Here is a 25,256-nt window from a genome sequence, read left to right as displayed (position 1 = left end):
AGACTGTCACTCCTTTAAATCTTCCAAATGTGGCATCAGCCATGAAGTGGAAATGTCGAAGAAAATAGGTTGGTGCTGATATTTATCCCCAGTAGGCAATATGAAGAGACAAAAAAATATGGATAAATTTGATTTGTTCACAACTTTATCCACAGCTTGTTGATAATTAAGAGAACAAACAAATCTATTCACATTCAAAAGTAATACCATCATAGCAAAACGCCCCTTGTTTTTCAATGAGCAGGGCTATTTTATCCACAAATTCAAGCACTTGTGTACAATTATTAGGAACACCACTACATATTGTTGATAATTTGTTTACGGTTCGACACTTTATGCCAAAGGTTCGATAATTTTATACACAGGTTGTGCTCAACTGTGAGTAGTCGACTTTATTTTTTGATCACAGGTGGATAACTGTCATATCTTGTGGATTACTTTTTTCCTGGGGAGAGTTGTGGATAAACACCTGAGCTTGAGAGGGAGGAACAAGCCGGTTACTAGGTTGACTTTTGCTCATAAAATATGTTTAAATATATAAAGGTGTTTTCTGTAAGGATATGTCTCGATATATAAAAATGATGATTCTTGTAGATACTGTCCCTACTATAAGGACGGCTTAGTCCGTTTCTGCTTATATGACAGTAATTAAGTTCCTGTAAGGGAGGTGCAATTATGAGACCGACATTTAGACCAAATGTGAGCAAACGTAGTAAGGTTCACGGTTTCCGTAAAAGAATGAGCACGAAAAACGGCCGTAAAGTGCTGGCAGCTCGCCGCTTGAAAGGCAGAAAAGTTTTGAGTGCGTAAGTTAGGCCACTAAGGGACCACTGCGGTGGTCTTTTTTTACTGCTTTTTATTATTATTGCTCTGCAAAAGTCTAGGATCTCGCTTAATGCGCTAGCTACACTTTGCGGGGCTATTTAACGTATATTGAGAAATATTTTGTGAGAAGTTGAAATTATTTTTCCTACTATATATAGAAGCTTAATTTCAGCACAGCAAATGTGGTCGTTTATGGCTGCTTGCAAATGCCTATACTATTAGAAGAAAAAATTCGGAGGGACACTTAAACCGGATTTTTATGAAGGAGATTCCCGTGCACAAAAAGTTACGTTTACGAAACCGTGCCGACTTCAGTCGTGTATACCGCCATGGGAAGTCATTTGCGAATCATCAATTTGTAGTGTATTGGTTTGGCAAAAAAGAGGTAGAGCGATTTAGAGTAGGTGTGTCTGTTAGCAAAAAGGTCGGAAACGCGGTTGTCCGTAACCGTATGAGAAGATTAGTTAAGGAAATCGTCCGTCACCATGAACCTGAGATTGCAGGTGGCTTAGACATGGTGTTTATCGTAAGAAAAGGAGCGCTTTCCATGGAGTATGCAGAGCTCGAAAAAAGTGTGCTGCATGTGCTTCGTAAAGCCAAGCTACTCAAGGCTTCCCGCAAATAAAGGGTGCTTAAGAGGCTTGTTTATTTGTATTCATAATTATGGTATGATTTACGGTGGAATGGAATGTTTAAGAGAGGGGTTTTGAAGTGTCTCTAATGAAGACTAGACGAGGAAAATGGTTTCTCCTCATCACGGTAATGGTGTTGTCGTTAGCTGTTCTGTCGGGATGCGCTCCGTCGACTGCTGTCACGCACACTACGGAGGATTTGAAGAATGGAGGCTTCTGGCAAAGTAATGTAGTGTATTATTTCGCCATTGCCTTGGACAAGTTTGCAGATTGGTTTAACGGAGAATATGGTTTAGCCGTACTTGTGATGGTTATTATTGTCCGCACGTTGATTCTTCCGCTTACTATTAAACAGGTTAAGAGCTCGCGTGCAATGCAAGCCATTCAACCGGAACTCCAAAAGATCCAGAAAAAATATAAAGACACACCTGAAAAGGTGCAGCAAGAAACAATGCGTTTGTTCCAAGAAAATAAGGTTAACCCAATGGCGGGTTGTTTACCGCTGATCGTACAAATGCCTATCTTTATCGCTCTCTACAACTCGATCTACTATAATCCACATCTACGGGAGCATACCTTCTTGTGGCTGGAGCTTGGTAAACCGGATCATCTGTTTATCTTGCCAGTACTAGCAGCATTAACAACATTTATTCAAACTAGAATGATGACCAAAATGAACCCAGTGCAACAACAAGGGCCAATGCAGTTCATGATGATGATCTATCCAGTTCTGATCTTCGTGATGTCGTACAACTTCCCTGCAGCCTTGCCATTATACTGGGTGTACAGTAACCTTTACACTATTATTCAGAACTACTTCTTATACCGCAACAACGATAAACACAAATTGGCAATCGCAAGTGCTGTAAAAAGTACAGATGACTCCAGTCCTGCTCCGAAGAGCAAAGGCGGCAACAAGTCATCGAAGGGAGCCAAAAAGTCAAAATGAGCAAAGTCGTCGCAACAGGGAAAACCATTGAAGAAGCTGTAGAACGGGGACTAACCCAACTTGGAGTTCAAAAGGACCGGGTAACGGTCAACGTACTTGAGCAGCCATCAAGAGGATTCCTGGGATTGATCGGTGCGAAAGGTGCCAAGGTTGAACTAACCTTGATAGCCGAAGCCGCACCGGCATCAGCGGCGAGTGCTCCGTCACTGCCTCAACAGTCAGCAAGAGAGAGCAAACAGGAGGCCATCGGCGGTGTGCCACGCCAAGATTCCGGACAACCGGTGGAGGAAGCTTACCAAGAAGCCGTTCATTTCATTGTGGATGTCGCTAAGAGCATGGGGCTCGAAGTGGAGGTAGAAATCGTCCACACCAAGGAATCCACGATTCTGCAAATTTCCGGTCCAGATTTGGGACTGTTAATTGGCAGAAGAGGACAAACTCTCGATGCTCTACAGTATTTGGCTAATATTGTAGCTAACCGTTATTCCGACAGTTTTATACGGCTTGTGTTAGATGCAGAGAACTTCCGTGAGCGCCGTAAAAAAACGCTTGAAGAGCTGGCTGATCGTTTAGCCGGACGTGTAATTCGCACTCGTAAAGAGGTTGTATTGGAGCCAATGTCTCCTCAGGAGCGCAAGATTATCCACTCCAGGTTACAGGATCACCGGCAAGTGAGTACCCTCAGTAAAGGCGAAGAGCCAAATCGCCGCGTCGTTATAACCTTGAAGTAAAGACTATATGGATGCAATGACTCCTTGACCAATGTAAGGGGTCATTGTTTTTTTAAAAATAAAAGAACGTTTCTATTCAAAAAATATAAGTTTTGGGGTGAAAAACAGCATGCTTAGTGACACCATTGCTGCCGTATCGACGGCATTAGGCGAGGGAGGAATTGCTATTATTCGGGTAAGTGGCCCACAGGCTATTTCCCAAGTGGCACCATTATTTCGTAGCCGAGTTCCATTAACTGAAGCGGAATCGCATACCGTTCATTACGGACATATCGTCAGTCCTGATAACGGAGAGAAGATGGAAGAAGTGTTGGTAACCGTTATGAAAGGACCACGTTCTTTTACGACAGAGGATGTAGTAGAGATCAGTGCTCATGGCGGTGTAATTTCTGTAAGAAGAGTGATGGACTTACTTCTGCAGCAGGAGATAAGGTTAGCCGAGCCGGGGGAGTTCACCAAGCGTGCTTTCTTGGGCGGACGTATCGATTTATCGCAGGCTGAGGCTGTTATTGATTTGATTCGCTCTAAGTCTGACCGGGCTTTTTCTGTAGCTTTAAAACAGGTTAGCGGATCCTTATCGGATCGAATTCATGCTTTACGCCATACACTTATTGAGATGCTGGCTCATATTGAAGTGAATATAGATTATCCAGAACATGATGTAGAATCCATGACAGCTGAATTTATTAAAGATAAAAGCAGTGAGGTTATGGAGGGAATCACAAAGCTGCTTAAGACATCTAATGAAGGAAAAATACTTCGTGAAGGGATTACAACAGCTATTGTCGGACGTCCGAACGTTGGTAAATCATCATTGCTAAACGCATTAGCGCGTGAGAATAAAGCGATTGTAACAGATATTCCAGGAACAACACGTGATGTAATAGAAGAATTTATAACGATAAATAATATACCGCTTAAGCTGCTCGATACAGCGGGAATTCGTGAAACGATGGATGTTGTTGAGAAAATTGGGGTGGAGCGCTCCAAAGCGGCAGTTAGTGACGCCGACCTGATTCTACTTGTGCTGAATGCTAATGAAGAGCTGCATGAGGATGAATTGGCATTGATGGAACAAATCCACGGTAGACAGTGCCTAGTAATCATGAATAAAATGGACTTACCGCCCAAACTGGATAAGGATAAGTTGCTCTCATTTTTTGAAGAGTCTAACATTGTACCGATGTCCGTTCTGGAAGAGGAAGGTCTAGACAAACTTGAAGATGCCATTTCGACACTCTTTTTTGGTGGAAAGCTGGAATCGGGTGACTTGACATATGTGAGTAATGTGAGACATATAGCCCTGCTCAAAAAAGCCTATAAATCACTTCAAGATGCATACGATGCTGCAGAACAGTATATACCGATTGATATGATTCAAATCGATGTACGGCTCGCATGGGAACAGCTTGGGGAAATAATTGGCGATACTGCAGCTGACTCTTTGTTAGACCAAATATTCTCACAATTTTGTTTAGGAAAATAAGATTCACGATTTAATATAATTTCAAGGGGGAAACAGGACATGAGTTATGATGGAGGCAACTATGACGTTATCGTCATTGGCGCTGGTCATGCTGGCTGTGAAGCAGCACTGGCTGCAGCCCGGATGGGTTGCAGTACGTTAATGATCACAATTAACCTGGATATGGTTGCATTCATGCCCTGCAATCCGTCCATAGGCGGACCTGCCAAAGGACATGTAGTGCGTGAAATTGATGCGCTTGGCGGAGAAATGGGCCGCAATATAGATAAGACATTCATTCAACTGCGTATGCTGAATACAGGTAAAGGACCAGCTGTACATGCTTTACGTGCACAAGCTGATAAATTCCTTTATCAACATACAATGAAGGAAACTATGGAGAAAACGCCTAATTTGACACTTCGTCAAGGGATGGTTGAGCGTTTAATCGTTGAGGATGGACGTTGTGTAGGTGTAGTTACGAAGACCGGAACCGAATACCGTAGTAAGACTGTTATCCTGACAACAGGTACTTACCTGCGTGGTAAAGTGATTATGGGTGAGCTAACATATGAAAGTGGACCTAACAATCAACAGCCATCCGTGAAGCTTTCTGAGAACTTACGGGAGCTTGGGTTTGAATTGGTTCGTTTTAAAACAGGTACTCCACCACGTGTACATCGTGATACGATCGATTTCTCTAAGACAGAAATTCAACCAGGGGACGATGAACCGAAATTCTTTTCGTTCGAAACGAAATCATCCGATAACGAACAGCTTCCTTGTTGGTTAACGTATACCTCTGAGGTTACTCATCAGATTATTAATGATAACCTTCATCGTGCGCCGATGTTCACAGGTATTATCGAAGGAACTGGCCCACGTTATTGCCCTTCTATAGAAGACAAGGTCGTAAGATTCAGTGATAAATCTAAGCATCAGATCTTTTTAGAGCCGGAGGGAAAAAATACATCGGAATACTATGTACAAGGTCTGTCCACTAGTCTTCCTGAGGATGTACAGCTAGCTATCTTACGTTCCATTCCTGGTATGGAAAAGGTAGAGATGATGCGTAACGGCTATGCTATTGAATATGATGCAATGGTTCCTACACAGCTATGGCCATCTCTTGAAACCAAACGTCTTCCAGGTCTGTTCACTGCTGGACAAATCAATGGCACTTCCGGTTATGAGGAAGCAGCAGGCCAAGGGGTTATGGCTGGAATTAATGCAGCACGCAAAGTGCAAGACAAAGAACCCGTAATCCTAGATCGTTCACAGGGATACATTGGTGTACTCATTGATGATCTCGTGACTAAGGGAACGAATGAACCTTACCGTCTGCTTACTTCACGTGCAGAATATCGTTTGTTGCTTCGCCATGACAATGCAGATCTAAGACTTACACCTATCGGTTATGACATTGGTTTGATCACACAGGAGCGTTTCGATAACTTCACAGATAAGAAAGAACGGGTGGAGCGTGAAATTGTTCGTCTGCAAGAAACAAAGGTTAAACCTGTTGATGTAAACCAAGTACTAGCGCAATATGAATCGGCACCTATTGTAGATGGCAGTAATTTGCTTGTTCTGATGCGGCGCCCAGAGCTTGTATATAGTTTTGTTGATCAAGTATCACCATCACCAGAGATGCTGGATGCAGAAATGAAGGAGCAAGTAGAAATCCAAATTAAATATGCCGGATATATAGAAAAACAACTTCAACATGTGGAGCGCCTGCAAAAGATGGAGAAGAAAAAAATTCCAGATGACATTAATTATAATGAAATCCATGGATTAGCGATGGAAGCGCGGCAGAAGCTGACTAAGATTCACCCGATCTCTATCGGGCAGGCTTCTCGGATTGCGGGAGTTACACCTGCTGATATTTCCATTCTTCTTGTATATCTTGAGCATTACAACCGGGTAACCGCGGCGAAAGGATAAGCTATGGATAATACGGAAGTTCAATTCACACAACTATTACAGGAACGAGGCATATCCCTTACAGCAGAACAGTTAGCACAATTTGATCTGTATTATAAGGAACTCGTAACCTGGAATGAAAAAATGAATCTCACGGGTATAACTGAGCGAGAGCAGGTATATACGAAGCATTTCTATGATTCTATTTCATTAGCTTTTTTCCTTGATATTAACGAGATCACCAATCTCGCAGATATAGGTTCAGGAGCTGGGTTTCCAGGAATCCCACTTAAAATATGTTTTCCTCATTTGAAGCTAACGATTGTTGATTCGCTCAATAAACGAATTTCATTTTTGCAGCATGTAAGTACGACATTGGGATTAACTGATGTACAATTGATCCATGGGCGGGCAGAGGATGTCGCGCGCAAGTTCACTCATCGTGATGCCTATGATTTGGTTACAGCACGTGCGGTAGCAAGACTGTCTTTATTGAATGAATTTTGTCTTCCCTTCACACGCAAAGATGGGGTGTTCGCTGCAATGAAGGGCAGCGATCCTTCAGAGGAATTAAGCGAAGCTAAGTACAGCTTAAAAGAGCTTCGTGCTGAACTCAGCAAAGTGGAGTCGTTCAGCTTACCAGTGGAGGAGTCGGATCGACATATTATTATGATCCGTAAGACAGGAGCAACACCAGCTAAATATCCAAGAAAAGCGGGAATTCCTGCCAAAACACCATTGATAAAATAATGTTTCACGTGAAACATTGCCGATACTCAAAGTTCCTTTAGGAGCATTCTCTTTGAACAAAGGGAATGCTTTTTTTTTATGAAGTTGATGATAACAAAAATCGATAAATATCAAATTAGATAAAAATTAGATTTATAAGCTGATTTGGTTGTTGCACCTGTAAAAATGCAGGAAAAATAGGTCTTTACGGAGAATATGATTATGTGGAGAAAAGTGATAGAATAGCATAGTAGACTTTAATTTTGTATATAACTCCTTCTCTGTACTCTTGTTCGAAAGAAGGAGAGATTATGATGCCTGTTCATTACAGGTAATTCCATAATATCAGAATGTTTTAGATTGCTGTACGATATGCTTTCCGTGAAGAAGGTCAAGAAGATCGTACTATAACGAAATTAGGTGGTTATGAACGGAATGAAAGAACAATTTACCAAGCTATTTGGGTTTAACGAGCGGAGCAGCGGAGAAGAAATCAAACAAATACCAGTTCATGAGGTCGTTAGCAGTCCTTACCAACCACGGACTATATTCGATGATGACAAAATTGATGAGTTATGTCAGACAATTAAAACTCATGGTGTCATTCAGCCTATTGTTGTACGTATGCGAGATTCCATATATGAGATCATCGCAGGTGAACGGCGCTGGCGGGCAGTTAAAAAGCTTGGTTTAGAGACGATCCCTGCTATTGTCCGTGAGTTCAATGATTCTCAGGCTGCATCTATTGCGCTCATAGAAAATCTACAGCGTGAAGGTTTGACCTCCATAGAAGAAGCTGTCGCTTATCAGAAGTTAATTGATCTTCATCAATTAACACAAGAAAGCTTAGCACAACGCTTAGGCAAGAGTCAGTCGACTATTGCGAATAAGATTCGTTTACTCCACTTACCTGAAGAGGTTAAGACAGCGTTGATGGAACGTCAGATTTCCGAAAGACATGCGCGTTCACTCTTATCACTGGATAGTGTGGAAATGCAATTAAAAGTTTTGGCAGAGATTATTGCAAAAGGATTAAATGTTAAACAGACGGAAGCTCGTATTGCTTTCTATAAACAAGTTTCGCAAACTAAAAAGTCAAAACGGGTCTCCTATACCAAGGATGTTCGTCTAGCTCTTAATACAATTCGTCAATCTATTGATATGGTGTCAGGCTCAGGTATGGAAATCAAAACGTCAGAAAATGACCGTGGTGACCATTACGAGATTGTAATCCAGATCCCCAAAAGATAAATTGTTTCAAAAGCTGAAGGCGGCCTTAAAGTGATTGGCCGCCTTTTGTGTGACTTAAACCAGGATGTATTGCTCAGTCCTGCATTTTAGAGTTTTAGCTCATATAAAGTAACATAGTTTGGCCGTTTGTACTTGCGATCTACGAGAAGATTCTTCCTAACTATTCGAGGTGAAATTAGTGTCCAAGATTATTGCCATAGCAAATCAAAAAGGCGGTGTCGGTAAAACAACATCCTCTGTGAACCTAGGTGCCGGTATGGCTACATTAGGAAAAAGAGTGCTTCTAGTTGATATCGATCCTCAAGGTAACACTACCAGCGGCGTTGGCATCAACAAGGCGGACGTAGCGAATTGTATATATGACATTCTCATTAATGAAGTAAATCCTCTAGAAACGATACTTGAAACTCAAAATGAAGGACTGCACATCATCCCGGCGACCATTCAATTAGCGGGGGCGGAGATCGAATTAGTATCAACGATTTCCAGAGAGTTGAAATTGAAAAAAGCCCTAAATGCGGTTAAAAATAATTATGACTACATCATCATTGATTGTCCTCCATCCCTTGGGATTTTGACGATCAATTCCCTTACAGCTGCTGATTCGGTAATCATTCCGATTCAATGTGAATATTATGCGCTCGAAGGGTTGAGTCAGCTTTTAAACACCGTGCGTCTAGTACAAAAAAATCTTAATCCGCATTTAAAAATAGAGGGAGTACTATTAACCATGTTGGATGCCCGTACGAATCTAGGGATCCAAGTCATCGAAGAGGTTAAAAAGTATTTTCAGGAAAAAGTTTACAGAACTATCATTCCTCGGAATGTCCGCTTAAGTGAGGCGCCGTCTCATGGACAATCCATTATTACTTATGATCCTCGCTCAAAGGGAGCAGAAGTGTATTTAGAGTTGGCAAAGGAAGTGATTTCTTATGAGTAAACGTTTAGGAAAAGGTCTGGATGCTCTGATTCCTTCTTTATCTATTAATGAAGATGATAAGGTAGTAGAAATCCCATTAGCTCAATTACGGGCTAACCCTTATCAACCACGCAAGGATTTCAATGAAGAAGCAATCCAGGAATTGGCTGAGTCCATCAGACAACATGGCGTGATTCAACCGATCATTGTACGGAGTGTTTTGAAGGGGTATGAAATCATTGCCGGTGAACGCAGATTCCGGGCATCGCAATATTGTGGTAAACCTACGATTCCAGCAGTCGTAAGAAATCTAAGTGATCAACAGGTCATGGAGATCGCCCTGATTGAGAACTTGCAACGTGAAAATTTAAATGCAATGGAAATCGCAGTTGCTTATCAAGGTTTGATGGATCAATTTTCACTCACACAAGAAGAGCTATCACTTAAAGTTGGAAAGTCCAGATCACACATCGCTAACTTCCTAAGATTGCTTACTTTACCGGAAGAAGTAAAAGAATATGTTTCACGTGGAACAATGTCTATGGGACATGCACGAGCTATTGTTGCCCTGAAAGATCCGGAAGTTATTAAACAATTGGCTGAACAATGCGTGGAACAGCAATGGAGCGTAAGAGAGCTTGAAGAAACAGTGAAAAATCTGGATCGAAAGCCAACGAACAGTACAAAGATTAAAGTTGTTAAACGTGATCCCTATATTGATAATGTAGAGGAAGTATTACGTGAACGGTTTAAAACAACGGTTAAGATAAAACAAGGTAAGGAAAAAGGGAAGATTGAACTGAATTACTACAGTGCGCAGGACTTAGAAAGATTGTTAGAATTATTGGGTAACTAAATGGGTATCTATGCCAAGAACATATCCTGAGCTATCCGTAATCGGATAAGTAGGGGTATGTTTTTTCAAAATATAAGGATGTATAAAGTGCAGCTGGATATTATCCTTATATTTTCTACAGATAAGGTTATTATCAATAAAGGGCGACAACGTTGTTTCTTCTTAATGAAAAAGAGTATGAGACGAGGAGCGGGGTTATGGAAGACTTCGTATATTTGGATCATGCGGCTACGTCCTGGCCTAAACCTCCAGAGGTGGCAGCTGCGATGATGAATGCTTTGCAGTCGGGAGCAAATGCTGGCAGAGGGAATTATTCGCTGGCCATGGGAAGCGGTCGGGTGTTGGTGAGAGCCCGGAGTTTGCTGGCGGAGTTGTTTGGGGTTTCTAATGCACAAGACATAGCGTTTACCCAAAACACTACGATGGCATTAAATATGGCGATTAGAGGTACGCTCAAAGCAGGGGACCATGTAATCTCTACAATGACTGAACATAATTCTGTGCGGAGACCTTTGGAATATTTACGTAAGTCACTAGGGATAAATGTTGATTATCTGAAGGTGGATCGAGCAGGGCAATTGGATTTGTACGAATTGGACAAGGCGTTTCGACCGAACACTAAAATGGTAATTTGTAATCATAGCTCCAACTTACTAGGTAGTATACTTCCCATTGGTGAAATCGGGGATCTAGCTAAAGCAAAGGGTGCTATATTTCTAGTGGATGCTGCTCAAAGTGCAGGCTCGCTTGATATTGATGTGAAAAAAATGAATATTGACTTATTAGCTTTTCCTGGGCATAAAGGGTTGCTTGGACCACAAGGGACTGGTGGGCTCTATATATCACCTGAATTGGATCTCGAGCCCTTAATGCATGGAGGGACAGGCAGTCAATCTGAGAATAGTGAACAACCCTCTATTCGCCCAGATCGGTATGAAGCGGGAACGCAAAATGCGGTAGGAATTGCTGGTTTACTAGCCGGTGTTCAAAAGGTAAAATCGATAGGGACAAACGTTATCCACGAAAGAGAGTGGAAGCTGACTCAACTGCTGATGGAGGGCTTGTCCCATATTCCAAACATTAAACTATTAGGGCCCACATTAGGGGCTCCGAGAACTGGAATTGTGTCGTTTGTAGTGGATGGGGAAGAATCGGCGAATATAGCCCACCGTCTAGATCGTGAGTATAAAATAGCCGTCAGAGCGGGTATGCATTGTACCCCACTGGCACATAAGGCTATTGATACACTAGAAAGTGGTGCTGTTCGGGCGAGTGTAGGCGTAGATACAACAGAGCATAATATAAGCAGAATGCTAGCTGCTATGGATGAGTTATATGGCTGATGCCCGCAGCAGATAAATAAAAAGGATGGTCCATTCATGTCTGAAATGAATCAATTAATTAATGAACAGTTGCAGTGGTTTGTGTTTGGTTTCGTAGTAATTATGCTAGTACTGATAGTGACTGTAATCGCTCAGGGAGCTAAGCTGCGGACTATACGGCGCAAATATGAGGCCATGATGGCAGGAAGCGGTGTGGAGGATCTGGAAGGCCTTCTGGTTGATCTGAAGAACCAAAGCGACATGCTGGAAGAAGAACAACGTGAGCAAAAAGCGTTGATAGAAGCTACCCAAGTCAAAATCCGCGGCATGAAGTCAAATATCGCTCTGAAGCGTTATAATGCCTTCGGTGAACGTGGTAATGATTTGAGCTTCTCGGTGGCTATTCTGGATGACAATAGCAGTGGCATTGTATTAACCAGCCTTCATAATCGTGAGAACTCATATATTTACTCCAAGCCTATGCAAAATGGGGAATCACAATATGCCTTATCGCCTGAAGAAAAAGAAGTTATAACTCTCGCGTTGCAGCAGAAGTAGCATGCAGGTTCCATTGTTTTAAAGCAGAATATAGACTTGTAGCGATAATATCAGATAAGCGCATGACTAGACTTAGCCGTGTATTCTGCAATACGAAATACTCCATAAAGCCGCCGACATTAACGATTCCAGTCAAATGGATATCTCCAACCGGCGGCAATTGTTTATTTACGCCAGCTCCTGGTCTGAGGGGACCTTCAACGACTTGGATGCAGCCAACACTAGTAGAGTGACCTAAGCAGGCATCTATTCCGATGACAAACGGGTTATTATATTTTTCATTAATTAGAGACAAAGTCTCTTCAAGATTGACGGCATGAACCGGTTCTTCAAGGGTACCGTATAAATGAAACAATGGACTATGAAAACGGGATAATGCAGTACCAACAAGAGGACCGAGAGAATCTCCGGTGGAGCGATCAGTGCCTACACAGATGACGATAATTTGAGTCTCTGGACGCGTGCGTGAAAAGTGAAAAAGTAGCCGATGAGTAATTGCGGAATAGATATCGGGATCTGTATGTGATATTTTTAAACAGGACGTTTCTTGCGCTGCTGTAGCCTTGGATGAGGAGTTCATACCATCTTCCTTTCTAAGGGTGATTCTATTTGTTGGTATCTAGTATATGGATAGAAGAGGGGTTTTATACTCCAGCAGCAAGAGATAGGACGATAAACCTATGGAGAGGCTTGACGTATATGCAGGATGAGATGTTAATAGCGTTTGACTCCACCCAGCAGGCGCTTCGTGCTGAAATGCTGCTTGAGTATGCTGAAATAGAAATTGATATATTTCCAACTCCGAAGGAGATCACCGCAGGCTGTGCAATTTCAATTCAGTTTTTTCAAAATGCGCTGGAAGAGGTAAAAAGAATTATAGTTGAGCAGGAAATAGAAATACGCGGCATCTACGGAAAACACAACGAGAACTACATACTGATTTAGGGGTAGGGAGGAGTACATGCGATGAATATGTGGATACTGGAGGCTGATACACCCGGTGCGGATACCTTAAAAGATGCCATTCGCTTTAAAGATAAGGTGTGGAATTGGTTTACCGATGCTGATATGTGGGCGGATGTATTATTTGCGGGTCTACGGATTTTTGTTATTTTTCTCTTAACCCGGGTTATTATTAAAATTGTTTCTAATATTATTGATCGTTCGCTTGAGCGTAAAACCGGTGGCAGACTTCTGTCCAACACACGAAGGTTTACTACGGTTGGGGAATTGATGAAAAATGTAGTGACAGTTATCTGTAATTTTGTGATGATCATGCTCGTGCTTTCTGAGTTCCACTTCGATTTGGCACCATTGTTGGCTGGAGCGGGTGTGCTTGGTCTAGCAGTGGGTTTTGGGGCACAAAGTTTGGTGAAGGATGTTATTACAGGTTTCTTTATTATTTTAGAGGATCAATTTGCAGTGGGTGATGTAATTCAAACGGGGACCTATAAAGGAACGGTAGAATTAATCGGACTGCGAACAACCAGACTGTTAAGCACAACTGGAGAAGTATTTATTATCCCGAATGGATTAATCACGAACGTAACCAATTATTCTCTCTCGAATGCATTGGCTGTAGTTGATGTTCCTGTAAAAATGGAGCGGAGCTTGGAGGCCACGCTAGGTTTGATTGGAGAAGCGCTAAAAGGAATAGAAGAGCGTAACTCTAATGTTCTTGCTTATCCTAATGTGCTCGGTATACAGTCCATGAGTACTTCGGAATATGTAATTCGTATAGCGGCTAGCTGTTTACCTAATGCAAAAGAGGTTGCGGAGAGACAGATTCAGAATGATATTAAGCAGGCACTAGAGAAACTAAGCAGTCTAGAGCAGGCCCAAGCTGCTCAAGCCGAAGAGGAAGCGCGTTTGAAGGCAGAAGAAGAAGAAGCAAAGGCTGAAATTGAACTGGAAAAAACAGAAAATGAGCAGGAAGTATCGGATACGCCTGACACTGGATCAAGACGCCAAATCGCAGCTACACAAGAGGGGAAAAAGGGGGAAGGGTAGTGGAACGTAAAGTTTTTCAGCTTGGAGATATTGTACAGATGAAGAAACAGCACCCTTGCGGTTCTAATGAGATGGAGATCATTCGTATGGGGATGGATATCCGCATTAAGTGTACAGGATGTCAGCATAGTGTTCTGATTCCCCGGGCGAAATTCGAGAAGAATATGAAGAAGGTACTGCGTTCTGCAGAGGGAAATACAGACAATAATTAAGCTTGCAAATGGCATGTCTGCATGATACAATTATTTTTGCTGCGGAGAGGTACCCAAGAGGCCCAAGGGGGCTGACTCGAAATCAGTTAGGCGTGTCACAGCGTGCGTGGGTTCGAATCCCACCCTCTCCGCCACTTCAGCATAATATAACATTTTAATGAATCCTTCGTTCCTGTAACGGAGGTTTTTTTGTGTCCACTGAGCTGTTTGCAAAAGATCATAACATGCAAAAAGAAGGGCCCTTTCGGGTCCTTCTTCAAGAGGCAGTACATCAATGATGTTGGAATTTCTCTGTATATAGCGACTAAAGTGATTTAGGCGTTGCTGAGGTTACTGCTTTTTAGACAATAACCCACTACTATTCCCAGCTAACAATAGATGCTGAATCAGATATCCTGTGATTGTGTTCGTCTACGACGGCCAACGGAACCACACCTCTCTTTTGTACTGCCTGAGTATAGTATGTGTAATGTCGTTTTTTTTATACACATTTATTTTTATTTAATGTACACGTGCTTTTTCAACCTTTTTCCACTTCCGATTTTTGTTACTGGTCTCGGGGAAGGTGTCTCCTTTTTCCATTTTAATATGCTGTGGATTCTGAATTTCGGTATGGAAGCTTCGCGCTTCACCTACCTCTGTATACATGCCTGGATTGGGGGCCTTGTCGCCTTTTTCATATTCTGTCTTTTCGCCCATCATTATCGCTCCTTCCTTAAGTGCAGATGAATTCACCGATTATTGTGCGCAGGTAGGGTTTTTTTCATGTAAAAAGAGGGTGGAAGGTTGTCCGGTATTAATATTGCTTGCACTCTGCTGCTCGTTTTGGTATATTAATCAGGTGCGAGTCTATGTTTGTGCTCGTTCCTTGCTCCTGACGTGATTAGGGGCCTCAGACCATAAGGAGGTGAAAATTATGCGCAAATATGAAGTGATGTACATTATTCGTCCTGACATTGAACAAGAAGCTGTTCAAGCAGCAGTCGATAAATTCCAAGGCATCATCTCCAATGGCGGGGAAATTACAAAGCACGAAGTGCAAGGTAAACGCCGTCTTGCGTATGAGATCAAGAAATTCCGTGATGGCGTTTATGTTTTGGTTAACTTCAATGCAGAACCTGCAGTAGTTACTGAATTAGAACGTCTTATGAAGATTTCTGACGAAGTTATTCGTTATCTCATTACGAACGACGTTGCTTAAGATCTTGACAAGCTTTGTAATGAATCGCTCTAAAGGAGGGGACCAGAATTGTTGAACCGTATCATTTTGATCGGACGGTTGACCCGTGACCCGGAACTTCGTTATACTCCCGCTGGTGTTGCCGTAACTCAATTTACGCTTGCCGTAGATCGTAACTTTACGGGCCAGAACGGTGAACGTGAGGCAGACTTCATCCCGGTTGTTACCTGGAGACAGCTAGCAGAAACCTGTGCCAATTATTTGCGCAAAGGTCGTCTGACAGCAGTGGAAGGACGCATCCAAGTGCGGAACTATGAGAATAACGAAGGTAAACGTGTATACGTAACTGAAGTTATTGCTGATAATGTTCGTTTCCTGGAATCTTCACAAAGCCGTGAAGGTGGAAATACTTCAAGTGGTGCAAGTAGTATGCCTGAAGAGCCAGCATATGGTGGCGGTGGTAACGCTGGACGCGGAAATAACAACAATAATTTCTCGCGTAACAACAATACTCAAGATCCTTTTTCGGGCGATGGTAAACCGATTGATATATCGGATGATGATTTGCCATTTTAATTAGGAAGGACTGAAAAGAATATGGCTTTTAAACCAAGAGAAGGCGCTGACAACGACAAAAGACCAGCACGTCGTGGTGGACGCAACAAGCGTAAAAAAGTTTGCTTTTTCACTGTGAACAAGATTACTCACATTGATTATAAAGATACTGAACTTCTTAAGAAGTTCATCAGCGAACGTGGAAAGATTTTGCCACGTCGTGTAACGGGTACAAGTGCAAAATACCAACGCGCCCTTACCATTGCTGTAAAACGCTCGCGTCAAATCGCGTTGCTTCCTTACACAACGGAATAGGACGTTTTATAGAAGCAGTCGGGAAACCGGCTGCTTTTTTGTTGTGAAAAACCAGCGTGTGGATTACGTTGACGTTCCATCTGGAATGTGTTAAATTACAGCTATCCTATAACAAAAGGGGAAATATTGATGTTGGTGACCGTTCTTAACTAGCAATTTCATAACACTGGATTAGGAAGGCTTTAGCAGGCTCGTCTTTTGGCGTTTACGTGCTCTATTTGAGTTCGTTTCGCGCAGAGGTCTGTTGTTCCTAACAGTGGATGATTTAGTTAAGAACACACGAAGCGTCATATGGCCTCTTTACGGCTGTTGTTCTCTTTGTAATTAACCGTGCTCTTAGAGCACGGTTTTTTTGTTTTTCGGCCACCCTGGCTTTTATGGGGACCTTAAGACGCCAGAGAACAATAGCATAAAAAGAAGGGCAAGGACTGCCATAGTGGCATTCTTTGTCCTTTTTGCGTTAGGGAGATTTAGTTCCAAAAAAAGTTAGATCAATAAGGAGGATTTGCTGTGAATTTACAAAGTCTAAACACGTTGGAATACGAAATTATTAAAACCGAGCTTAGCCGTCATGCGGTATCTTATGTAGGAAAGAAAACTGTAGAAGAGCTTATGCCTATGACCTATTTGCCTTCGATTCAAAGAGCGATGGAGGAAACGTCTGAAGCTAAAGAGCTGCTCGAGCGGGGGTCCAGTATACCGATTCCTTCATTGGAGGGGATTGAGTGGATCATGTCACTAATGGGGACTGGATATTTGTACAGTGAGCAAGACTTCACTGCAGTGGCTACATTTCTAAAGAGCTGTAGTCAATTGCGCAAATATATGGCTTCTAAAGAGCAAAGTGCTCCCCGGATTGCTGCTTATGCTTCCTCGCTGCTGGAATTAAATCATGTGCGGGAAGCAATTGATCGTTGTATTCGCTTTGGGGCGATTGATGATGGAGCTAGTAAGGGGTTAGAGCGGGTTCGTAAACGGATTGGCGTAGCTAAAGAACGTCTTCATAAAAAAATTGACGGGATCATGTCGCGCCATCAATCGATTTTGCAAGAGAATATTTATAGCCAGCGTGGTGGACGTTACGTTATCCCCGTAAAGCGGGAGTATCATAAGCAAATAAAGGGATCGGTACTTGATCAATCCACAAGTGGACAGACGGTGTTCATCGAACCAGATGAGATCGCCTCCATGCAGATTGAGCTGGATTTGTTATTAGGAGAAGAGGCGCGTGAAGAAGCTGTGATCCTCAGTATGCTGACCAGCATGGTAGAACAGGAACAAACTGCACTGCGCCTAAATATCGAGGTTACAGGCACCTATGATTTTATTTTTGCCAAAGCAAAATATGCAAGAACGCTGGGAGCATCTGAGGTTACTCTAAATGATAGGGGTTTTCTAAGGATGAACGGAGGCAGACATCCCATGCTGCAGGGCATGATTCCAATTAGTCTGGAGATAGGGAAGGGATATAAATCCCTAATCATTACAGGTCCAAATACAGGCGGGAAAACGGTGGTGCTCAAGACCCTCGGGCTGCTGACCCTCATGGCTCAATCCGGGTTGTTGATTCCGGTCGAGGAGGGGAGTGAGTTTACGGTCTTTACGGATGTGATCAGTGTAATCGGAGACGGACAAAGTTTGGCCCAATCACTCAGTACATTTTCGGCACAAATGAAGAGTATTGAGGGAATGCTGAGAGATGCCTCTAAAGGGGTGCTGCTGCTCATTGACGAGCTGGCGGCAGGTACAGACCCTGGTGAAGGAATCGCCCTCTCAATCGCCATTCTGGAAGAGCTGAGCCGTAAAGGGGCCAATATTATCGTCACAACCCATTTTAATGAGCTAAAAGCCTTTGCCGCTGCGACAGCCGGTTTTCAAAATGCACGAATGGAATTCGACAAAGAAACGCTGCAGCCGTTGTATCGTCTGACTATCGGAGAAGCGGGGGAGAGTTACGCTCTGCAAATTGCCAAAAAGCTGGGTATCCAGGATAACGTTATCAAGCGATCGTGGGAGATCGTTGAGGCGCAGCAGCAAAGGCTGCAGAAAGGTGATGGGTCGGCATGGGCAAGTCTTTTTAGCAAAGAGGGAGAGAAAGGGAAGACTGCACCTGTTATAGAGGATTTTGAAAAAGAAGAAAAGTCTGTGGAATCACTGAGCGATAAGGAGAAGCAGACTCAATATGAAATTGGTGATGCCGTTCTTGTAACTTCACTAGGGCGGATAGGCATTGTTTATGAGAAAAGAGATCACTTAGGAATGGTCGGAGTGATGATCCAGAAGCAAAAAATGCGGATTAATCATAAACGTTTAAAGCCATATCTATCCAAAGATGAGCTATATCCTGAGGAATATGACTTTGATATAATTTTTGAGAGCAAGGATACCCGTAAAAAGCGGAAATTGATGCAGCGTAAGCATGTCGAAGGCCTGAGAATTACGCATAAGGATGAAGAATAATGTAATAAAAGGATCTGCCTATGAGGTAGGTCCCTCTTTTTTTATAAATACTATGAAATATGCGTAAATTCAAGCAGGAGTATAGGCCTAAAGCTTAGAAGTTATTGTAACCATTCTAAAACTTTGTTACAGTAAATATTTATTCCATAGCTTATAAGTAGATATACGTTCAACTAGAGAAGGGAAGGAACACATGAAGAATAAGAAGATATGCGGGTTCTTGTTAACAATGCTCGTGATGACTACTGTATTGTCAGCATGCAGCAGAGCAGGTACCAGCAGTAATTCATTATCTTTACATCACAATGAGGTGGTCGAAAAGCCACAGACTGGCGGAGTAGTTACTTATGGATACTCATCGCCGTTTATGGGCTTCTTTGAGCCTGCTTTTTATGAAGGTGAAGATGACTTTCATGTGCTGGAGTTTATTACTGAGGCCATGTTTACGATAGATGATGATTTATCAACGGTTCCTAATATCGCCACTTGGCAGGAGTCCGAGGATCATAGAATATTTACCTTTAAAATTAAACCGGGAATCCGTTGGCATAATGGAGATGAACTGACCGTAGAGGACTGGAAATTTGCGATGGAGACTATTGCTAGTCCAGACTACACCGGATCGCGTTATTATAGTGTGGAAATGATTCAAGGTGCAGAAGCCTATCATAAAGGTGAGGCGAAGAATATAACAGGTCTTAAGGTTATAGATCCTTATACTTTGAAAATAACAATGACAGCTGCCCGCGTAAATACGATTGATAATCTATGGCCGTATCCGATGAATAAAAAATATTATACTGGAGTCGCTGTTAAGGATATGCCTGAGAGTGATCAGATGCGAAAAAATCCGATTGGGATTGGCCCCTTTGAGGTGAGCCTTATTGAACCTGGCCAGCGGGTGGAGATGAAGCGCTTTGATCAATACTATAAAGGTAAGGCTTTATTGGATGGTGTGTTGTATAAGGTATTTGATGACAAGGAAATCATCAGCCTGTTTGAACAAGGCGTAATTGATATAGAGAATGCCCCACGAGATACTTATGAAAAGCTGAGCGAACTCGATAATATTAATATTTTACAATCAAATGAGCTTGCTTATGAGTATATAGGGTTTAAATTTGGGTATTGGGATAGTGAAGCTGAAAAAATCGTAATGGATAACCCTAAATTTGCGGATAAAAGATTACGTCAGGCGATGTATTATGCACTTGATCGGGAGGGGATCATTCAATCATTTTCTCATGGGTTAGGCAAGCCTATAGAAACTCCGGTTTCCAGTGCAAGCTGGGCGAAGATCCCTGACAGTCAGATTAATACGTATCCCTATGATCCGGAAAAAGCGAAGCAGCTGCTTGATGAGGCTGGTTTTGTAGATGTTGATGGAGATGGGCTGCGTGAGGATCAAAAAGGAGAAAAGTTAGTTATTCATTATGATTCTATGCTAGGCAGTCATTCAGCGGAGTTACGAACTGCTGCTATTCTGGAGGATTGGCGAAATGTGGGACTCGATGTGCAGCTTAATGGTGGGGCGTTAAAAGAGCTCAACACCTTCTATGAAGCAGTAGAGGCTGATGATCCGTCCATTGAGTTGTTTAACGGGGTATGGGGATTAGCTAATGATCCTGATCCTTCAGGTCTCTGGAGGGAGAATGATTTGTGGAACTACCCACGTTGGTCCTCGGAGCGGAATGAAGAATTGATTCGCGATGGCACAAGTATGAAGGCATATGATAGAGATTATCGACAACAAATCTATTATGAATGGCAGAAGCTAGTGAATGAAGAGGTTCCAATGATCTTTTTTGCGGAAAGAGAAAGCATTACTGCTGTTAATAAACGTCTACAAGGTGTGCGTGTTGATTCTTTGGGCTCCATAATTGAGCCTAATAAATGGTGGATAAAGGACTAAATTAAAAAAAATAAAAAAAATTACGCAAAAAGTGAAATCAAATTGCTGTTTCATTCGTCATATATATTATGGAGGATGACAACGATGAAGAGACGGATATTGATATGGGCTGGTGCAGCTTTGATAGTCGTTGTCTTAATTACGGTGTGGAGGCCTATCGAGCTGGGCTTTAAACCGGATATTGACGCGGGTTCAGCAGTGCTGCTAGATATGGATAGTGGAGACATATGGGTCAATATAAACGGCGATGTGCCTATGCCACCGGCCAGTGTGTCTAAATTAATGACTGAAATGATTGTGCTGGATCACATAACCTCTGGAACCCTTAGGTGGGAGGATAGAGTCCCTATTAGTGCTTACGCCAGTCAAATGGGAGGTATGAGTCTCTCATTAAAACGAGGAGATTTCTATACAGTAAGGGAGCTATTCGAAGGCATCACCATCTATTCTGCTAATGATGCTGCAGTTGCATTGGCAGAATATATGGCAGGATCAGAGGATTCTTTTGTACTTATGATGAATGATAGAGCACGTAGTTTAGGTTTATCTCCTAATACGGTATTTACCAACGCCTCTGGATTGTCGAGCAAGGATCTTGGTATCATTCGTCAGCCTACGCATATCGGTGGCCAGACGATGATGACAGCGAGGGATACAGCCAAATTGGCAGCTGCGCTAATCCATAATCATCCTGATGTACTGAATATTTCCGGTCGTACACAGATGCAATTAAAGGATAAAGGGTTATATGTTAGTAATAGCAACCTTATGCTTCCAGGTATGGGCGGCGCTTACGCATACGATGGAGCAGATGGGTTGAAGACTGGATATGATAGCCAGACGGGATATTGTATTGCGGGATCAGCCCAGCGAGAGGGGCACCGGCTTATTGCGGTCGTTATGGGGGCAGAGACCTATGGCAGCCGATTTGAGGGTGCTGCTAAATTGTTCGATTATGGGTTTTTCCGAGGTTTACATTATGGAGAACGGGTAAAACATATTATACATGCCCTTGGAATTCGAAGTTAAATTTGGAGCATCATACCAGTAATTATTACTTGGTATGGTGCTTTTTCCCTATTCATGTCGGTATTTGTTGTTTCTTTTTATCCATTTAGTGATTACAATAGAAATATTGTTTTATCCCATATTATTTTAGAAACGCAAAAAAACTTTTTTCTATAATTTAGAATGACCCGAATTTCCTGAAAGGGGGGACAATAAGATAATGGAATAAGGGACAGTAAATTCGCCGCCGAGAGAAATAAAACCATGACTGCCTGAGAACGATCAGGAGGCATTGTAAATATATGGTATTTGTAATTATTCTACAATAAAGAAGGAATCAAAGATGAAAAAAATAAAGAAAAGATACATTGCGCTAATTGTTCTCGTCGTTGTTATAGCGGGAGGCTTTCTGTTTCGGAATTCTTTGGCCGTATTAGCCTTTGACCTCTTTTTGTCCGATCGGGTAGAAAGCAAGCTGAAAGAAGAATCTTACCAGCCACTTAAGGATGAGAATAAGGTTAAGCCAGAGCCGGTTGTATACAAAAGCGATCCATTCTCGCTGATGCTGCTCGGGACTGATCAACGCGACAATGAAACCGCACGTTCAGACACTATGATGTATGCTGTTGTTCGCCCTGAGGATTACAAAATTCTGCTTATTTCTATTCCACGTGATACGTATACCGAGATTATTGGGCATAACGATAATAAAAAAGATAAGATTACCCATGCTTATGCTTTTGGTGGGCAGCAAATGGCTAAGGATACTCTGGAAGCACTGCTGGAGCATGATATTCAGTATTATGCCACCATTAACTTTCAAGGGCTCAAGGATGCCGTTGATGCTATTGGAGGCGTTCCGCTGCCAATCAAGAAGGACATTGTAAACAAGGGTAAGGACCATGAAAAGTTTACGATCGAGGGTGGAAAGTCGAATTATAACGGTCAAGAAGCACTCAACTATACACGCTACCGTGAAGATAGTGACTTTAACCGGACCAAACGCCAACAGGTTTTTATTGATGTCGTAGCTAATAAAATGTTATCGATCAGCCAAATCGGCAATATTCCTAAGCTGCTGGATATTATGGGCGATAATTTCAAGACCGATATTGAGCCTTCAATGATTATTAGTCTGGCCAAGAAATTTATGGGCGGCAAAGATATGGATATCTCAAGCTTTACGGTAATGGGCGAAGGAAAACGTATTGACGGACTTTATTATGATATCGTTGATGAAGAGGACTTGCGCGAAGCTAAGGCGCTGATTGATAATTGGATGAATGCAGGAACACCTGTAGATCAACTGATTGAGCCGGGAAAAGCAAGTAATGCACTCGAGCCCAAAGCAACAGCAGTTACGCAGTAATTCTAATTGGAAAGCTAAACTCATATAAATAAATTGCAGCAGCCATAAACATTCTCATGGCTGCTGCTTACTGTCTTCATGTTATAATGAGTTGGAACTATTATTTAGCTGCTACGTATAATCACATCGGCATGGCAGTAAAAGGAAGTTAAAGAACCGTAATTCCTTCGGAACTCTTTGAGGAGGATCAAGAGATGAATATTGCATTTTTTTTACTTCCGAAACAGGAGGTGGCCTGCGTAACGCTCGATTCTACGCTGCGCCAAACGCTTGAGAGGATGGAGTTTCACCGCTATACAGCAGTCCCGATTCTTAACCGTAATGGAGAGTATGCCGGCACGGTAACGGAAGGTGATCTGCTCTGGTACATGAAAGAGTCGGAGGGTAAGGTTTCGTTTGAGAACGCTTCAAAATTTTTGCTGAAGGACGTTCCATTACGTATGAATAACAAGCCGGTCTCAATTGATGCGGATATGGAAGATCTAATTAATTTGGCTAAGGTGCAGAACTTTGTACCTGTGGTCGATGATATGAACCGGTTTATTGGAATTGTTCGCCGGAGTCAAGTCATAGAATATTGCGAGAAATTTGTAACAAGACAATCACAGGAATCATTATAGTCCCAGTGTATTCGCGGTTATAGAAGCTATCGGAACAAGGCCTGTATTTCCGGCGATAACGGAATGCGGGTCTTTTTTAAAGAAAGCTCCTCTCCCAAAAGAGGCATAGTCAGCATGGATTGAAGCATACTTAAGGGGCGCGGGGCGTCCAGTGTGACACCGAATTTTTTATGCTATAATGGAGAATAAAGCTTTTTGCCGGAGGTAGAGAGACGTGTCCAATGTGCCGAAGGATCTGGATGTAGCCAAGCGCGCCAAGGTAATTGAATGGCTGAAAACCGAAGTGATTGATCAAGTTTCAAGGTTATTTAAAGCGTTATGGGAAGGCAGTACTACCCGTGTCGGTGACAGTCTGGCTAGCTTGATTATGAGCTCTTATATTTTGGGCCGCAGACTAGGGATTCCTTATCGTTCTTTAGATGACTTGCTACTGGAGAAGCTTAGAAAGCACAAGCAGGAAGGGCATCAACTGGAAGATTGGTACCAAGATATATCTGCTTTAGAAGAACATATGCGTAAGAGGTGAATACTGTTGAAATTTCGCTGGTCATCTGTGGCTTGGAGCGTAGCATACTTACTTTTGCTGCTTAGTTTAACGACTCCACTCCTCATCATCACTACCCTGTTTATGATTGTTCCGGCAGTAGTGTTGTTTACTACCCTGAACACGAGACAATTTGTGCTGCATGTATTGCCGGTGTTGCTGATTGTAGGCTTGATTACACCAATTTATCTGTTGATAGCTGCGTATTTCTTAATACCGGCTCTGGTTATGGGGCGCTGGTATAAAAGACATGCCCCGGCCATGTCTACCGTGATCGCAGGTACGGTTACGATTCTTGCACAGTTCCTGCTGCTTTTGCTGCTGGGTACGGCATTATTTAATTTTGACCTGTCTACCTATGTGAACGATGTATTGCAAATGGTTAATTCACCTCTGTCTGAGCTCGGAACTACCAATCCTCTGCTCACTGATATTGGATTTTCAACTGAGGATGTAAACAAGATAAGTCATATGACGGTTCAAATGATCCCTATGACTCTAATCGTAAGCTCCTTCATGATTGCTGTGATTACGCATTCTATTGCCCGCCCGATTCTGAACAGTATGAATTATGCAGTACCTAAGATGAAGCCTGCACGTGAATGGAGACTTTCGAGATCGTTTATTTGGTACTATCTGATTGGTGTTGTTCTACAGCTCTTCTTCTCAGGGTCGGAGAACAATTTCATCCTCATGATTTCTGCCAATCTTCTGCCACTGCTGCGAATTGGCTTTATGATTCAGGCCATCGGATTTTTCTTCTTCCTGGCGCATGAACGCAAATGGAACAAGATGTCTGCCGTTTTGTTAGCGATACCGGTTATTTTACTGCCGCCGCTGCGCATTATTGGTATTATTGATCTTGCGTTCCCACTGCGGGAGTATGTGACCAAATCGAAACGATAGGG

General features: G+C 42.5%; 27 protein-coding genes and 1 tRNA gene. 26 read left to right on the top strand and 2 right to left on the bottom strand.

Translation table 11 applies throughout. From position 1 onward, the window contains the following. Positions 1 to 675: 675 nt before the first annotated feature. The 12 genes from rpmH (at position 676) to NST58_RS32420 (ending at position 12,163) form a co-directional block, all read left to right on the top strand. Positions 676 to 810 (top strand): 50S ribosomal protein L34, encoded by a 135-nt coding sequence (gene rpmH, locus NST58_RS32475; protein WP_036677745.1) that lies wholly within the window; start codon positions 676 to 678, stop codon positions 808 to 810. A gap of 289 nt (positions 811 to 1,099) precedes the next feature. Continuing rightward, positions 1,100 to 1,450 carry a ribonuclease P protein component gene (rnpA, locus tag NST58_RS32470; RefSeq protein ID WP_036677842.1) on the top strand — a complete coding sequence of 117 codons (351 nt, stop codon included), beginning with the start codon at positions 1,100 to 1,102 and terminating at the stop codon, positions 1,448 to 1,450. Between the two features lie 86 nt (positions 1,451 to 1,536). Next, positions 1,537 to 2,406: a YidC/Oxa1 family membrane protein insertase gene (locus NST58_RS32465; protein ID WP_036677747.1), complete on the top strand. Its 870-nt coding sequence runs from the start codon at positions 1,537 to 1,539 to the stop codon at positions 2,404 to 2,406. Further along, positions 2,403 to 3,137 (top strand): RNA-binding cell elongation regulator Jag/EloR, encoded by a 735-nt coding sequence (gene jag / locus NST58_RS32460; protein WP_036677749.1) that lies wholly within the window; start codon positions 2,403 to 2,405, stop codon positions 3,135 to 3,137. The genes NST58_RS32465 and jag overlap by 4 nt, the downstream gene beginning before the upstream one ends. 109 nt (positions 3,138 to 3,246) lie before the next feature. After that, on the top strand, positions 3,247 to 4,623 hold the full coding sequence (gene mnmE / locus NST58_RS32455; RefSeq protein ID WP_339245586.1) for a tRNA uridine-5-carboxymethylaminomethyl(34) synthesis GTPase MnmE: 1,377 nt from the start codon (positions 3,247 to 3,249) through the stop codon (positions 4,621 to 4,623). Positions 4,624 to 4,662: 39 nt separating this feature from the next. Next, on the top strand, positions 4,663 to 6,549 hold the full coding sequence (mnmG, locus tag NST58_RS32450) for a tRNA uridine-5-carboxymethylaminomethyl(34) synthesis enzyme MnmG (protein WP_339245584.1): 1,887 nt from the start codon (positions 4,663 to 4,665) through the stop codon (positions 6,547 to 6,549). Positions 6,550 to 6,552: 3 nt separating this feature from the next. Beyond that, on the top strand, positions 6,553 to 7,278 hold the full coding sequence (rsmG, locus tag NST58_RS32445; protein WP_339245582.1) for a 16S rRNA (guanine(527)-N(7))-methyltransferase RsmG: 726 nt from the start codon (positions 6,553 to 6,555) through the stop codon (positions 7,276 to 7,278). A gap of 414 nt (positions 7,279 to 7,692) precedes the next feature. Further along, complete coding sequence (gene noc, locus NST58_RS32440; protein WP_036677760.1) at positions 7,693 to 8,508, top strand: nucleoid occlusion protein; 816 nt, start codon at positions 7,693 to 7,695, stop codon at positions 8,506 to 8,508. 178 nt (positions 8,509 to 8,686) lie between these two features. Next, positions 8,687 to 9,448 (top strand): AAA family ATPase, encoded by a 762-nt coding sequence (locus NST58_RS32435; RefSeq protein ID WP_036677762.1) that lies wholly within the window; start codon positions 8,687 to 8,689, stop codon positions 9,446 to 9,448. Then, a complete protein-coding gene (locus NST58_RS32430) occupies positions 9,441 to 10,283 on the top strand; it encodes a ParB/RepB/Spo0J family partition protein (protein WP_339245580.1) in 843 nt (280 codons plus the stop codon). The genes NST58_RS32435 and NST58_RS32430 overlap by 8 nt, the downstream gene beginning before the upstream one ends. Before the next feature lie 197 nt (positions 10,284 to 10,480). Beyond that, the gene (locus NST58_RS32425; protein WP_339245578.1) at positions 10,481 to 11,626 is read left to right on the top strand and encodes an aminotransferase class V-fold PLP-dependent enzyme; all 1,146 of its coding nucleotides are present in this window, start codon (positions 10,481 to 10,483) and stop codon (positions 11,624 to 11,626) included. A gap of 36 nt (positions 11,627 to 11,662) precedes the next feature. Further along, a complete protein-coding gene (locus tag NST58_RS32420; RefSeq protein ID WP_036677768.1) occupies positions 11,663 to 12,163 on the top strand; it encodes a DUF4446 family protein in 501 nt (166 codons plus the stop codon). Here the strand turns inward: NST58_RS32420 and yyaC are convergent. Further along, complete coding sequence (gene yyaC, locus NST58_RS32415) at positions 12,135 to 12,743, bottom strand: spore protease YyaC (protein ID WP_036677770.1); 609 nt, start codon at positions 12,741 to 12,743, stop codon at positions 12,135 to 12,137. The two genes, NST58_RS32420 and yyaC, sit on opposite strands and share 29 nt — an antisense overlap. Before the next feature lie 119 nt (positions 12,744 to 12,862). Here yyaC and NST58_RS32410 point away from each other — a divergent pair, with 119 nt between their 5' ends. From NST58_RS32410 to NST58_RS32395, 4 genes are all read left to right on the top strand, one after another. Continuing rightward, complete coding sequence (locus tag NST58_RS32410) at positions 12,863 to 13,108, top strand: DUF3343 domain-containing protein (protein ID WP_076124321.1); 246 nt, start codon at positions 12,863 to 12,865, stop codon at positions 13,106 to 13,108. 21 nt (positions 13,109 to 13,129) lie between these two features. Further along, positions 13,130 to 14,173: a mechanosensitive ion channel family protein gene (locus NST58_RS32405; protein ID WP_339245576.1), complete on the top strand. Its 1,044-nt coding sequence runs from the start codon at positions 13,130 to 13,132 to the stop codon at positions 14,171 to 14,173. After that, positions 14,173 to 14,385 carry a DUF951 domain-containing protein gene (locus NST58_RS32400; RefSeq protein WP_036677772.1) on the top strand — a complete coding sequence of 71 codons (213 nt, stop codon included), beginning with the start codon at positions 14,173 to 14,175 and terminating at the stop codon, positions 14,383 to 14,385. Before NST58_RS32405 ends, NST58_RS32400 begins: the two co-directional genes overlap by 1 nt. A 43-nt stretch (positions 14,386 to 14,428) precedes the next feature. Continuing rightward, positions 14,429 to 14,519: transfer RNA gene (locus NST58_RS32395), tRNA-Ser, on the top strand. A gap of 367 nt (positions 14,520 to 14,886) precedes the next feature. Here the strand turns inward: NST58_RS32395 and NST58_RS32390 are convergent. Continuing rightward, positions 14,887 to 15,084 (bottom strand): YjzC family protein, encoded by a 198-nt coding sequence (locus NST58_RS32390; protein WP_036677774.1) that lies wholly within the window; start codon positions 15,082 to 15,084, stop codon positions 14,887 to 14,889. 217 nt (positions 15,085 to 15,301) lie between these two features. Between NST58_RS32390 and rpsF the strand changes: the two genes are divergently transcribed. The 10 genes from rpsF to NST58_RS32340 all read left to right on the top strand — a co-directional run bounded on the left by rpsF (position 15,302) and on the right by NST58_RS32340 (position 25,254). After that, complete coding sequence (gene rpsF / locus NST58_RS32385) at positions 15,302 to 15,586, top strand: 30S ribosomal protein S6 (RefSeq protein WP_036677776.1); 285 nt, start codon at positions 15,302 to 15,304, stop codon at positions 15,584 to 15,586. Positions 15,587 to 15,634: 48 nt separating this feature from the next. Then, entirely contained in the window at positions 15,635 to 16,141 is a 507-nt protein-coding gene (gene ssb, locus NST58_RS32380; RefSeq protein WP_036677780.1) for a single-stranded DNA-binding protein, read from the top strand. 21 nt (positions 16,142 to 16,162) lie between these two features. Next, positions 16,163 to 16,435: a 30S ribosomal protein S18 gene (rpsR, locus tag NST58_RS32375; protein ID WP_036651767.1), complete on the top strand. Its 273-nt coding sequence runs from the start codon at positions 16,163 to 16,165 to the stop codon at positions 16,433 to 16,435. A 510-nt stretch (positions 16,436 to 16,945) separates the two neighbouring features. Next, positions 16,946 to 18,895 (top strand): DNA mismatch repair protein MutS, encoded by a 1,950-nt coding sequence (locus tag NST58_RS32370; protein WP_339245573.1) that lies wholly within the window; start codon positions 16,946 to 16,948, stop codon positions 18,893 to 18,895. A gap of 193 nt (positions 18,896 to 19,088) precedes the next feature. Further along, positions 19,089 to 20,807 carry an oligopeptide ABC transporter substrate-binding protein gene (gene opp4A / locus NST58_RS32365; RefSeq protein ID WP_076191470.1) on the top strand — a complete coding sequence of 573 codons (1,719 nt, stop codon included), beginning with the start codon at positions 19,089 to 19,091 and terminating at the stop codon, positions 20,805 to 20,807. 84 nt (positions 20,808 to 20,891) lie between these two features. Continuing rightward, on the top strand, positions 20,892 to 21,836 hold the full coding sequence (locus NST58_RS32360; protein ID WP_036677789.1) for a D-alanyl-D-alanine carboxypeptidase family protein: 945 nt from the start codon (positions 20,892 to 20,894) through the stop codon (positions 21,834 to 21,836). Between the two features lie 322 nt (positions 21,837 to 22,158). Next, complete coding sequence (locus NST58_RS32355) at positions 22,159 to 23,184, top strand: LCP family protein (RefSeq protein WP_076099795.1); 1,026 nt, start codon at positions 22,159 to 22,161, stop codon at positions 23,182 to 23,184. Positions 23,185 to 23,378: 194 nt separating this feature from the next. Further along, entirely contained in the window at positions 23,379 to 23,804 is a 426-nt protein-coding gene (locus NST58_RS32350; protein WP_036677795.1) for a CBS domain-containing protein, read from the top strand. 223 nt (positions 23,805 to 24,027) lie between these two features. Further along, on the top strand, positions 24,028 to 24,330 hold the full coding sequence (locus tag NST58_RS32345) for a MazG-like family protein (RefSeq protein WP_170914153.1): 303 nt from the start codon (positions 24,028 to 24,030) through the stop codon (positions 24,328 to 24,330). Positions 24,331 to 24,336: 6 nt separating this feature from the next. Then, positions 24,337 to 25,254 carry a DUF2232 domain-containing protein gene (locus tag NST58_RS32340; RefSeq protein ID WP_076124314.1) on the top strand — a complete coding sequence of 306 codons (918 nt, stop codon included), beginning with the start codon at positions 24,337 to 24,339 and terminating at the stop codon, positions 25,252 to 25,254. The last annotated feature ends 2 nt before the right edge of the window (positions 25,255 to 25,256 follow it).

This window comes from Paenibacillus sp. FSL R10-2796 (assembly GCF_037965315.1).
GTDB lineage: Bacteria > Bacillota > Bacilli > Paenibacillales > Paenibacillaceae > Paenibacillus_AQ > Paenibacillus_AQ odorifer.
The sequence above is the reverse complement of the archived record's forward strand: the minus strand, read 5'-3'. Positions and strand labels throughout refer to the sequence as shown.